The sequence below is a fragment of the Aerococcus viridans genome (genome assembly GCF_002083135.2).
Lineage (GTDB): Bacteria > Bacillota > Bacilli > Lactobacillales > Aerococcaceae > Aerococcus > Aerococcus viridans_C.
In genome coordinates this window covers 1,519,891-1,532,058 of sequence record NZ_NBTM02000001.1, presented here as the reverse complement: position 1 = coordinate 1,532,058, position 12,168 = coordinate 1,519,891, and the positions used below count along the sequence as shown (strand labels likewise).

General features: G+C 40.6%; 11 protein-coding genes and 1 pseudogene. 1 reads left to right on the top strand and 11 read right to left on the bottom strand.

Features of this window, described 5'->3' with window-relative positions; translation table 11 throughout:
* Positions 1–312: 312 nt before the first annotated feature.
* A pseudogene (locus A6J77_RS09585) lies at positions 313–447 on the top strand (hypothetical protein); the annotation flags it as partial.
* A gap of 141 nt (positions 448–588) precedes the next feature.
* Here A6J77_RS09585 and A6J77_RS07170 read toward each other — a convergent pair.
* The 11 genes from A6J77_RS07170 to purE all read right to left on the bottom strand — a co-directional run bounded on the left by A6J77_RS07170 (position 589) and on the right by purE (position 12,164).
* Positions 589–849, bottom strand: a complete 261-nt coding sequence (locus A6J77_RS07170) for a metal-sensitive transcriptional regulator (RefSeq protein WP_083069484.1) — start codon at positions 847–849, stop codon at positions 589–591.
* Positions 849–1,145, bottom strand: coding sequence for a rhodanese-like domain-containing protein (locus A6J77_RS07165; protein WP_083069482.1), 297 nt, complete (start codon positions 1,143–1,145; stop codon positions 849–851). The genes A6J77_RS07170 and A6J77_RS07165 overlap by 1 nt, the downstream gene beginning before the upstream one ends.
* Positions 1,146–1,682: 537 nt before the next feature.
* Positions 1,683–3,446 (bottom strand): ABC transporter ATP-binding protein, encoded by a 1,764-nt coding sequence (locus tag A6J77_RS07160; RefSeq protein WP_083069480.1) that lies wholly within the window; start codon positions 3,444–3,446, stop codon positions 1,683–1,685.
* Entirely contained in the window at positions 3,439–5,214 is a 1,776-nt protein-coding gene (locus A6J77_RS07155; RefSeq protein WP_083069478.1) for an ABC transporter ATP-binding protein, read from the bottom strand. Before A6J77_RS07155 ends, A6J77_RS07160 begins: the two co-directional genes overlap by 8 nt.
* Before the next feature lie 28 nt (positions 5,215–5,242).
* Positions 5,243–5,692: a MarR family winged helix-turn-helix transcriptional regulator gene (locus tag A6J77_RS07150; RefSeq protein ID WP_083069476.1), complete on the bottom strand. Its 450-nt coding sequence runs from the start codon at positions 5,690–5,692 to the stop codon at positions 5,243–5,245.
* A 257-nt stretch (positions 5,693–5,949) separates the two neighbouring features.
* Positions 5,950–7,203, bottom strand: coding sequence for a phosphoribosylamine--glycine ligase (gene purD / locus A6J77_RS07145; RefSeq protein ID WP_083069474.1), 1,254 nt, complete (start codon positions 7,201–7,203; stop codon positions 5,950–5,952).
* A 30-nt stretch (positions 7,204–7,233) separates the two neighbouring features.
* Positions 7,234–8,754, bottom strand: a complete 1,521-nt coding sequence (gene purH, locus A6J77_RS07140) for a bifunctional phosphoribosylaminoimidazolecarboxamide formyltransferase/IMP cyclohydrolase (RefSeq protein WP_083069472.1) — start codon at positions 8,752–8,754, stop codon at positions 7,234–7,236.
* A 52-nt stretch (positions 8,755–8,806) separates the two neighbouring features.
* Positions 8,807–9,370 carry a phosphoribosylglycinamide formyltransferase gene (gene purN, locus A6J77_RS07135; RefSeq protein ID WP_083069470.1) on the bottom strand — a complete coding sequence of 188 codons (564 nt, stop codon included), beginning with the start codon at positions 9,368–9,370 and terminating at the stop codon, positions 8,807–8,809.
* Positions 9,367–10,392 carry a phosphoribosylformylglycinamidine cyclo-ligase gene (purM, locus tag A6J77_RS07130; protein ID WP_083069468.1) on the bottom strand — a complete coding sequence of 342 codons (1,026 nt, stop codon included), beginning with the start codon at positions 10,390–10,392 and terminating at the stop codon, positions 9,367–9,369. Before purM ends, purN begins: the two co-directional genes overlap by 4 nt.
* A gap of 30 nt (positions 10,393–10,422) precedes the next feature.
* Positions 10,423–11,673: an amidophosphoribosyltransferase gene (locus A6J77_RS07125; protein WP_083069466.1), complete on the bottom strand. Its 1,251-nt coding sequence runs from the start codon at positions 11,671–11,673 to the stop codon at positions 10,423–10,425.
* 11 nt (positions 11,674–11,684) lie between these two features.
* The gene (purE, locus tag A6J77_RS07120) at positions 11,685–12,164 is read right to left on the bottom strand and encodes a 5-(carboxyamino)imidazole ribonucleotide mutase (RefSeq protein ID WP_016896849.1); all 480 of its coding nucleotides are present in this window, start codon (positions 12,162–12,164) and stop codon (positions 11,685–11,687) included.
* Positions 12,165–12,168: the final 4 nt, after the last annotated feature.

Genomic DNA, 12,168 nt, shown 5'->3' with positions numbered 1-12,168 from the left:
GATAACACCCTTCGAGAAATCGGGGGTGTTTTTGTTGAATACACTAATCAAACGTTTATCTAATCTTGGATCACGTTGATTTAAGATCAATATACATGTATTCCCCGTATGTATATAACTATATTTTTAGGAGATAAATCATAAATAGCTAGAAGAGAATAATTGATTAAATTCATGTTTATTTTCATTTCATAGTAAAATTTCATTATGACAGTAATGAATAATTAAGGATATTAATTGTCTGACTGAAAATTTAGGTTTAAGAAAGGAGTCATAATGGCAAACTAGTTCTATTCCAACAGTCAAAACTATCCTGAAATTGAACAAAATGTTTTAGATTATATTGCCAGTTATCAAACTGATTTAAAAGATTTGACCATACAAAAATTAGCCTATGAAACTTTAACTTCAAAATCAACAATTTTTAGATTAACGAAAAAGCTATGAAAGTTGATTGCTCTAGAAGTAAAAAATAAGAGAACAGGCATCTTAGCAACCTGTTCTCTTATTATTTATTTTCAATACTATACGTCTATATTCATTTAAAATATTGTTATATATTGATGTAGCATAAGCCACAACAGATGGCTAGCGACTCTTCATTAGTAACTGAATTGCTTGTTGAATACGCTCTTCACCAGTACTGCCATCTTTAATATTTTCTTGCACACATTCTACTAAATTTTCAGCAACAATTAAACTAATCGTACGATCGATACTAGAGCGAACGGCTGATAATTGAGTCACAATATCCACGCAATCTTTTCCTTCTTCCATCATATTCAAAACGCCATGCAATTGACCGTCAGAACGGTTCAAACGGTTCACAATTTTTTTATCGTATTCCATTAAACAATTTCTCCGTTCCATGCAGAAATTCCGCCCATTACATTTATCACGTTGTATCCTTCTTGTGCTAATTGTTGACAAGCCTTTGCAGAACGTGCTCCAGAGTGACACATTACATAGTACTCTTGTTTTTTATCCAATTTATTTTTTTCAGCTGAAAGATTACTTAAAGGAATATGGATTGCACCATCCAGGTGACCATCTTCCCATTCGTTGATTTCTCTAACATCTACTAAAGGAAGTTTCTCTTTTTTCCACTTTTGTTCAAATTTTGACATTGATATTGAATGATACATTATTTTATCCCCTTTTCTAGTTTCACAGTTGAGTAAAGAGCAAATGCGCCATCTAAATTTTTAGCTTGGTAGCCATTTTGTTTCAGCATTCTTTCTGCTGTTTAGCTAGGCAGTCCACTGTGACAGCTGACAATAATCGGTTGATTTTTCGGAAATTTCGCCTGCTACACCACCAATAACGACAATTCTCATTAATTTTCACCGACTTATTTTTATTTGTTCAGGACGTCATACCGCCGCAGACGTTAATAACATCATGCCCTTACGGCTTCTTTATACCCCCACCCGTATTTTTCTATTATACCCATGCTGGTATTTGTTGTAAAGTTTTTCGTAGCGAATAATGCACATTGCAACATAATATTTTTTATATTTTATTTCTTACCTAGATACAATACTACAAAGCAGCGTTCAATAGTCTTGAATAGGATAGGTAACTTAAGTACATCTTATGATTTAGAAAGACATTAATTAAAAAAATAAGAGAACAGACATTTTAACAACCTGTTCTCTTATTTTTAAATTTAAACTTACATGCTATTTTGCAAACTGACTGTTATAAAGGTCTGCATAGAAGCCACCCTTGGTCATTAAAGCCTCATGGTTTCCTTGTTCGATAATGTTTCCTTTGTCCATAACTAAGATAATATCAGCATTACGGATAGTGGATAAACGGTGGGCGATCACGAATGATGTTCTACCTTCCATCAATTTGTCCATGGCTTCTTGTAATAAGACTTCTGTACGAGTATCCACTGAAGATGTGGCTTCATCTAGAATCAATAAAGGTGCATCTTTCAATAAGGCACGTGCAATGGTAAACAATTGTTTTTGCCCTACTGATAAGGTTACAGAGTCGTCTAATACAGTATCATAGCCTTTCGGTAATGTATTGATAAAGTGGTCAATACCTACTGCAGCGGCTGCTGATTCAACCATTTCATCGGTAATGTGGTCTTGGTTGAAAATTAAGTTCTCACGAATGGTGCCTTCAAATAGCCAAGTATCCTGTAATACCATTGAGAATTGGTCGTGGACGGCTGCACGTGAGATTTCACTGGTTGGTATCCCATCAATGTAAATTTCACCTGAGTCGATTGGATAGAATTTCATTAGCAAGTTGACGATTGTCGTCTTCCCAGCACCGGTAGGTCCTACGATAGCAATCTTCTGACCTGATTTAGCGGCTACTGAGAAGTCTTTGATAATCGGTTGATCTGCTTCATAACCGAAGTTTACGTGTTCAAAAGTCACGTCACCATGGACATCCGGCAATTCGCTCAATAGGTTTGTTTCTTCAACCATTTCCTCTTCATTTAGGAACTCAAATACACGATTTAAGGCTGCTGACGCAGATTGGAATGAGGCGAATGATTGTGATAATTGACCTAGTGGTTGAGTGAACATGCGGACATAAACCATGAATGATACAACGACCCCGAAGCTAATGTCGCCATTTAAGGTCATAATTGACCCCACAACAGAGACCGCTACATAACCAAAGTTTCCGATGAATTGCATCAAGGGTTGCATGATACCTGACAAGAATTGGGCATGCCAAACACTGTCATATAAAGCTTCGTTCGCTTCATTGAATGTTTCTGTCACTTGGTTGCGGCCATTAATAGTGGTTAAAACACTTTGACCTGTGTAAGATTCTTCAGCAATACTGTTCACATTGGCTAGATTTTTTTGCTGTGAAACGAAATAACCTTGAGAACGGCCTAGAATGAGGACAATTCCTACAAAACCAATAACCACGGAAGCCAAGGCTACTAGGGTTAGAATTGCATTGTTGTAGAGCATCATAGCCAAAGTACCAATTAATAAAGTCACTGATGGTACAAATGACGGCATGGTTTGGTTAAGTGATTGCCCAACCAAGTCCAAGTCGTTGGTTACCCGACTTAAGGTGTCCCCGTGACTATGGCTATCAAAATAACGTAGCGTCAAACGGTCAATTTTGTCGGAAACATTCTTCCGTAATTTTCTTGAAAAGTTTTGAATAATTGTTGCCATCACGAAAGTTTGAATATAAGTGAAGACAGCCCCAATGACATAGATAACCACTAAAGTAATTGCAATTTGTGAAATACGCTCTAGGTCAATCCCATCTGGTGACATCAAGCCTTCCGTGATTTTATCCGTCATATCCCCTAACCGGTCGGGACCGATAATAGACGATACAGAACCAATCATGGCTAGGACAACCGCTGCAACGAACGGCCATTTGTATTCACGCGCATATGTCATAATATTCGCCATCAATGAAGGTTTATTTGCATCTTTTTTGTTAGTCATTTGCTAATTCCTCCTCTGATAATTGTGAATAAGCAATTTCTTGATATACCTTGTTGTCCGCTAATAAATCTTGGTGTTTACCGCGACCAACAATTTCCCCTCTATCTAGTACTAAAATCTCGTCCGCATCCATAATAGTTGAAATACGTTGGGCCACAATGATTTTAGTGGTGTCAGCCATACGTTCAGCTAAAACGCCACGCAAGGTCTTATCTGTCTGGTAGTCCAAAGCAGAGAATGAGTCATCAAAGATTAGAATCTCTGGCTTACGAGCAAGCACGCGGGCAATCCCTAAACGTTGTTTTTGACCACCGGAGAAGTTGTTACCACCTTGGGCAACATGGGTATCCAATTGGTCTGGTTCTCCTTCAACAAAGTCTCTTGCTTGTGCAGTGTCTAAGGCCGCCCAGATTGCTTCGTCTGATAGTAACTGGTGTTCTAAGTGTTCGTTACTTTCACCAAGGTTCATGTTTGAACGAATTGTGCCTGAAAACAGGACTGGTTTTTGTGGCATGTAGCCGACAATATTATTCAAGCGAGCGTGGTCAAAGTCTTTGACATTTTGCCCGTCGACAAGTACTTGTCCTTCAGATACGTCGTATAGACGTGGAATCATTTGGATTAAAGTCGATTTACCTGAACCAGTTGATCCGATAATGGCTAAGGTTTCACCCTTGTTAATTTTGAAATTGATATCTTTAAGGGCTGGTTTGGCATCATCACCGTATTTAAAAGTGACGTTTTTGAATTCAACAGATCCTTGTTCCCTTGTTTGAATCGCATCTTCTTTAAAATCAATGGATGGTACTAGATCAAGCACTTCGTTGATCCGTTTTGCCGAAACGATGGCACGCGGTAGAATCATGAAGATCATGACCATCAACAGGAATCCGATGATGACTTGCATGGCGTAAGATGAGAAGACAACCATGTCTGAAAATAGGTTAATTTGCTCTGTCCCTTGTGCCGCATCGGCGATTAAGTAAGCACCTGACCAGTAAACTACTAGGGTTAAACCACTTGATACGAGAGTCATACCGGGTTGCATGATCCCCATTACACGGTTAACAAAGAGTTGTGTATTGGTTAAGTCATCATTAGCTTTTGCGAATTTTTTATTTTGATATTCTTCTGCATTATAAGCTCTAATAACGCGTAAACCAGTTAAGTTTTCACGAGTCACGGCATTTAGACTATCGGTCAAGGTTTGGATTTTGCTGAAACGAGGGACAGCGAAGTACATGATAAATCCAATCATCACTAATAAAACACCCACAGCGACGGCAGTTGTCATTGACCATTGCCAGTTTTGACCGGAAATTTTCGCAATCGCCCAAATAGACATGATTGGTCCCCGTAAAACGACTTGTAGTCCTAAAGCAATCAACATTTGGATTTGGGTCAAGTCATTGGTAGAACGTGTCACTAAACTTGGCACTGAAAATTGGTTGATTTCATTGGCAGAATAGCTCATGACTTTATCAAACACTTCCCCACGAATACGGGCAGTTAAACTTGCAGCAATACGTGCAGCAAAAAATCCTACCAATATAGCAGAGGCAAAAGATGCTAGTGATAAACCAACCATGATTAAACCTGGTTCCCAAATATCCGCTGTCACGGTATCTGGCATTTGTAGTAATTCTGTAATTTCTGACATGTAGTCAGGGATTTCTAACTCTAAGTAAACTTGCAGCATAATCAGCAGCACACTTAGTAAAGCGAAAAATTTTTCCTTTTTATTTGCTTTCGCTAATATTTTTAGCACCTTTCATTACCTCCTAATACTCACCTTTTTAAGGCAGCATGTTCTGAATTAGTCTATTTAACAAGTTGACGAAAGTATCGACCTCTTCCTTTGAGAGACCTTCAACTAGTCTGTCATCTATCTCTTGTAAAAGTTGGAGAATCCGGTCATGGACTTCATGTCCTTCCTCTGTAACAATTAGCCTCTTTAATCGACCATCTTTTTGCGATTTCTCCGTCTTCACATACCCATTCTTCTCTAATCGGCTGACCAATTCAGATGCAGTAGATTTACGAATCTTCATATATTTTTCCAGGTCTTTCACATAGATTTCATCTTGTGCTGACGCATGGATTAGATAACCCAATGCCATCGATTGTGGACCCTTCATATCTCCCAATTCGTGCTCACTAAGTTCTACACCAATATTTCGATGGACTGCAATTGTTAACTCCCGTAGCAGACCACCTATATATAATGGACGATCCTCATGTATCACTTCTTCACCTTCCTTGCATGTCTATTTTTGATTAGTTCGCACCCGAACCTTATAGTTCGCATACTAACTATTTTACTTAGGAATTCACCAATGTCAACGGATCAGGTCCAGAAAAATATGGATTTTTTTGAAAACGTTTTTTATTTTTTAGTAACGTTTTCGCCATAACTTAGCCATTTTGCCAATAAAAAAGCTAGTATACTGAGCTAACCCATTGGAATAGCTGTCGCATACTAGCTTTGGAAAAAAATTTACATTTATAACTTGGCAATATCGGTCCGGTAAGTCAATGATGCGCCGCGAATCTGGCCCACAAGCTTGTAGGCTGCCTGGCGGGCGCTTTGAATGTCGTCTGCTAAGGCAACTGGCGTTAGGACACGACCACCGTTTGTAATCAATTGCCCTGCTTCATCTGTCGTCGTACCGTTGTGGAAAATCAAGGCGTTTTCAGGTAAGGATTCAATCGCAACATGGTTGTCGTAAAAACCAGGATAGCCTTTTGAATATAAGACCACGCCGACTGCTGCTTGCTTAGACCAAATTAAATCCGTCGGTTTTAAAGTGCCAGCTAGGGTTTTTTCAAAAACTGTCAGCAAGTCACTTTCCAGTCTTGGTAAAAGGACTTCCGTCTCAGGATCCCCAAAGCGGACATTAAATTCCAAGACTTTCGCTTGGCCATCTTGAATCATAAAGCCAATAAACAAGATCCCATAGAAAGAAAATTTTTCAGCGATTAACCCACGTTCAATTTGCCCCAAAATAGCTTTGATCTGTGCATCCAAGGCCGGATCTGTGGTTTCAGGCGTTTTTGGTAAAGAATAAACACCTACGCCACCCGTATTGGGTCCTAAATCGCCATCAAATGCCTTCTTATAATCTTGGGCCGTCTCCATGGGTACCAATTGGTTATTGGACACGAAACATAAAAGTGACTGCTCATAGCCATCTAAATAGTCTTCAATAACGACTTGGCTAGCGGAATCTCCGAAACTTTGATCAAGCAACATGTCTTTTAAAGTGGCCTCTGCCTCTTCAAGACTGTGACAAATCACGACGCCCTTACCTTTGCATAAACCGTCCGCCTTAATAACGATTGGCAGGTCAGCTTGGTTGATATAGTCCTTAGCTTGGTCAAAGTCAGCTGTGGTAAAAGAGTTGGCAGTTGGAATTTGATATTTATTCAAAAATTGCTTGGTCAAATCCTTGCTAGCTTCTAGTTGGGCACTCATTTTGTCAGGGCCAAAAACAGCAATACCAGCATCTTTAAAGACATCCACAATACCGGCACAAAGAGGATCTTCTGGCCCTACAATCACCAGATCGATGGCCTCAGTTAAGGCAAAATCAAGTAAGCGGTCAAAGTCCATCACCTCGATTGGGACATTGGTATAATCACTTGCCGTACCTGCATTTCCAGGTGCTAGAAAAATATCAACTGGTCGGTTGGACTGGGCCAATTTCCAAGCAATGGCATGTTCTCTACCACCAGCACCAATAATTAGAATTTTCATGATTTCTCCTTAGGAATGAACAGCTCGTCATTAGTGTTTGAAATGACGCATGCCAGTGAACACAACTGAAATATCGTAAGCTTTTGCTGCTTGAATCACTTTCTCATCTTGGACAGAACCACCTGGTTGTACGATGGCTTTAATACCATATTCATGTAAACTGTCGATGGTATCTGGGAAGAAGAAGCCGTCTGAAGCGACAACTGCCCCTTCTAATGGGAATTCAGACCGATGTAAGGCATCTTCAAGCGCCCATACGCGACGCACTTCCCCGTGACCTAAAGCGTAGGTTTGTTTGTCCTTTGCAATGACCATAGCGTTTGACGCACAGTGTTTAGCCACTTTCCAAGCGAAGTCCATATCTTCTAACTCTTTGTCCGTTACTTGACGGTCTGTTTTAAGTTCAAGACCTGTTTCAGCGTAGATTGGTAAGTCTTTATCTTGGATTAACAAGCCGCCCACTGTTTCCTTATAAGTTTTCCCTTTACCCTTGAATTCACCTAATTTCGTTGATTTCACTAAACGTAGATTTTTCTTTTTGGCCAAAATGGCAAAAGCTTCTTCCGTAAAGTCAGGCGCCACGATAATTTCTAGGAAAATTTTCGACAATTCTTCAGCCGTTTCAGCATCAACCGTACGGTTAAAACCAATAATCCCACCGAAAATAGACACTGGGTCCCCAGCAAATGCTTTTCTGTAGGCGTCTGCCGGTGTATCAGCAACCGCTACTCCACATGGATTAGCATGTTTGACTGCCACACAAACTGGCTCGTCAAACTCTTGGACAAGGTCCATATTAGCCCGCATGTCATTGTAGTTGTTATAAGAAATTTGTTTCCCATGTAATTGTTCTAGGTCAAAGTCTTCTTCAAGCGGACTTTCATAGTAAACAGCCGCTTGGTGGGGATTTTCACCGTAACGTAATTCTTCCTTATAACGGAAGGCTTTTGTCAATAATTCTGGGAATTTCTCATCAACTAGGCCAGTAAAGTACTCAGCGATCATGGCATCATAGAAAGCCGTTAATCTGAAGGCTTTTGCAGCTAATTTTTCCCGTAATTCAAGGGTATTGTGATCATTTTCCAAAGCATCAGCAACTAAATCATAATCCGCTGCGTCTGTGACAATTAAGACGTCTTTGTAGTTTTTAGCTGCTGCACGGATCATTGAAGGACCACCAACATCGATTTTTTCGATAATTTCTGCCTTAGATGAGGCCGTATTTTTTACGGTTTCTTCAAATGGATATAAGCTGTTGATCACCATATCAATGGCATGAATCCCCAATTCGTCAACTGTTTCTTGATGTTCAGGAATGTCACGGTTGAATAAGATCCCACCATGAATATGTGGATGTAAGGTCTTCACACGCCCCTGTAAAATTTCAGGTGAATTGGTTACTTCTTCAACAGAAATCACCTTGATGCCAGCTTCTTCTAATAAAGATTTTGTCCCACCTGTAGAGATGATTTCCCAACCTAATTGGTCTAATTTGGTCGCAAATTCAACAATACCAGTCTTATCGTAAACAGAAATTAAAGCTCTTTTCATTTTTGTCTCCTTATGTCTCCGTAATATTTTTTTCTTCGCTTAATCGCTAAACCTAGCCGTCTAGACCGCTAATGACCTCAGCAATAGCTGTGACTAATATACTGTGTTCTACTGCTAAAACGCGTGCCTGCAAGGTTTCTGCAGTGTCTGTCGGCAAGATGGCAACCACCTCTTGAATCAGAATTTTCCCCTCATCAAAATTTTCGTCCACTAAATGAACGGTCGCTCCAGTCACTTTAACCCCACGATCAATAGCTGCTTGATGGACTTTTAACCCATAATACCCCTTACCTGAAAATGCCGGAATAAGTGACGGATGAATATTCAACATCCGGCCATCAAAAGCTTGGACCAGGTCTTTGGCAATCAATTTCAAGTATCCTGCTAAAACCACAATATCCACATCATAGGCCTGTAAAGTCGCTAAAATACGCTCATCATCATTGGTATATAATTGGTCAATCCCAGCCTTTTTGGCCCGTTCTAGACCATAAGCATCCGCCTTATTTGAAATGACCACTGACACTTCAGCTGGTAAGTCGCCTAACCGACAAGCATCTATAATGGCCTGCAGATTGGTCCCACCGCCAGAAATTAAAACGCCAATTTTGATCATACAAAAGTCACTCCGTCAGCTTGCGTCGTCACCTGCCCTAATTTAAAGGCGCCGCTGTCATTAGCCACTAAAACTTGTAAGGCTGTGTCAACATCCGCTGGGTCTAGGAAAATGACCATACCAACCCCCATGTTAAAGGTCCCAAACATTTCATCCTCTGCCACCTGGCCTAGATCTTGTAAATAGTCAAAAATATCTAGCGTCGGGATTTGGTCACGGTTAACCGCTAACCCAAGGCCTTCAGGTAAAGTACGCGGTACGTTTTCAAATAAACCACCGCCTGTAATATGGGCTAGCCCTTTGACAGTCACGGCCTCGATTAAAGCTAGCACATCTTTAGCATAGATTTTTGTGGGTGTCAGTAAAACTTCGCCCACCGTCCTATTAGTATCTCGATATTGATCATTAAAAGAAATATTATTTTTTTCTAATATTGCTCTAACTAATGAAAATCCATTAGAATGGACGCCAGAGGACGGCAAGGCAATAGCAATATCGCCCGCTTTGATGTCTTTTCCTGAAATGATTTTTTCTTTATCGACAAGACCGACGGCAAATCCGGCCAAATCATAGTCATCTTCGCCGTACATACCTGGCATTTCAGCAGTTTCACCACCAATTAAGGCAGCACCAGCTTGTTTACAACCATCAGCTACCCCTTGGACGATGCTGGCCATTTTCTCAGGAACTAGTTTACCTGTTGCAATATAGTCAAGGAAAAATAAGGGCTTGGCACCTTGACAGATAATGTCATTGACACACATCGCGACAAGGTCCATCCCAACGGTATCATGGATACCAACTTCTTGGGCCACCATTAATTTGGTCCCCACCCCGTCAGTTCCAGAAACTAAGACGGGCGCCTTCATATCAGACGCACCTAGTTCAACCATACCTGAAAAGCCACCTGTTTCAGTCATCACCTGATCTGTATAAGTGGCTTTCATCATGTCTTTAATTAATTGCACCTGCTGGTAGCCGGCTTCTTTGTTGACCCCAGCAGACTTATAATCTAATCCCATTTCGCTCTCCTATTATCTTCTATTTGTCGCTTATTCTTCAGTAAAATAAGGTTCATAAAGTTTACTGCGCCCGATGGCACGGTGGAACCCATCTAAAGAAATATATTTCAAGCTATCACAGCCAATCAAATCTCTCACTTCTTCAATAGTCCGGTTGTAAGCCACAAGTTGGTGCTTGTCTGGAATATCCACGGTCATCGATTCACCCTTCACAACTGGCGGCGCAGCAATGCGCACATGAATCTTACTTGCGCCTGCTTCTTTTAAGGTGTTGACTGTTCGTTTAATAGTTGAACCCCGCACAATGGAATCATCGATTAAAATGACTTCACGATTGGCCACAATACTTTTAATTGGGGTCAATTTGATTTCAATATTTCGTTCACGAATGGTTTTCGATGACTGGATAAAGGTCCGTCCAATATAACGGTTACGGACAAATCCTTGCTCATAGGGTAATCCTGACGCCTTAGCATAACCCATAGACGAAATCACACCCGATTCTGGTGCCCCAATCACAATTCCTTTGTGCAATTGGTCTTCTTGCCATAAGGTTTCTCCTAAACGATAACGCGCATCATAGACAGAAATCCCGTCTAGAATGGAGTCCGGACGCGCCGTATAAATAAACTCGAAGGCATCCAGGCTTTCAGTTGCTTCCATGTTGGCTGATAGGTAGTAAGAAATGCATTGTGTTTTTGTTTGAATAAACAATTCACCCGGTTGGATTTCACGAATTACGTGCCCAGCGATCGAATCAATAGCTGCCGTTTCTGAACTCGCAATGATGGTATCATCCATCTTCCCAATGGCTAAAGGTTTAATCCCGTCCAAATGTTTATAGGCGATAAACCGGTCATTGTTCATATAAATCAATGTAAATTTACCGATTAAAGCTTCAAAATAAGCCTTAATTGTTTCAATATCTTGCCCAAGCACTTCAATACAAGCCTGGTAGGTGAAATCTTCATTTTCAATTTCCCCATCAATCGCCATTAAAGCCCCCTCATGGTAAAAAGGCATAGGCTCACTTTCCCGGTTCTCAAAGGGGTATTGGACAAATCCAATCCCCTTATTCCCCGGCATATGTTCAATCAAACCGTCACCAAAATGTTCACTGATTAACCCTTTTTCACGGATCAATTGACTGTCACCATCTGGCGTAATTGTTCCAATACCGACAGCCGCTTGCCCTCGGTGTTGCAAAGCATAGAGACCGTAATATAAATGCGGAAATGCTTCAATATTATCGAAAGAGTAAACGCCTAAAATACCACTCATTTAGCCACCTGCTACAACGCTTGAATCGCTGCTTCGTTGTTCATGTCGCGAACACCCGCGCTTAATTCTTTTTTATAGTCGTTTAATTTTTCTGTTAAAGCTTGGTCTGCCACCGCTAAAACTTGTACGGCTAAAATAGCCGCGTTTTCGCCGCCATCAAGGGCCACTGTCGCAACTGGGACACCTTTAGGCATTTGAACGATAGATAACAAGGCATCTAAACCTGACAAGGTTGAAGATTTTACCGGTACACCGATTACTGGTTTAACAGTCATACCAGCAATCACCCCTGGTAAATGCGCTGCTTTACCGGCAATACCGATATAAAGGTCAGCGTCATTTTGACCAACTAAGGCTTGTAGATCATCTAAAGCGCGGTGAGCAGAAATCACAGATACTTGGTAAGGAATTTCAAATTTACTTAGGTTACTAGTTACTTTGCGGGCGATTTCAACATCACTTGAACTACCCATAATAATTCTAACGAACATAATA